The 317-nt window shown below is 70.3% G+C and carries 1 pseudogene; it reads left to right on the top strand.

The features are described 5' to 3' along the window. Positions 1 to 167: 167 nt before the first annotated feature. Positions 168 to 317: pseudogene (locus OO69_RS51825) on the top strand (nitrate reductase); the annotation flags it as partial.

A 317-nucleotide genomic window follows, 5' to 3' on the forward strand; every position in this document is an offset into this window, starting at 1 on the left:
GGTGGGGCTCCTGGTCGTGCTCGGCTGTGCCGGAGTACGGCGGTTCCCGCTCATCCTAAGCGGACGCTCAGCACGCCCCTCGGGGAAGGGTGCAGGTCAAGGCACGGCCGGGCACCCCCGACAATGGTCCGGACAGTCCTCACCTACAGAGAAAGCGAAACCTCACCATGGACCTCGGCGTGCGTTGGAAACTGCACGGGGACGGGAAGGTGCCCGCCCCCGGAGCGGTGGTCCGCCCCGACGAACGGCTCTCCTGGCCCCGCACGGCCGGGCTCGGCGCCCAGCACGTGGTGGCCATGTTCGGGGCGTCCTTCGTG

Source organism: Streptomyces sp. NRRL F-525, assembly GCF_000716605.1.
Classification (GTDB): Bacteria; Actinomycetota; Actinomycetes; order Streptomycetales; family Streptomycetaceae; genus Streptomyces.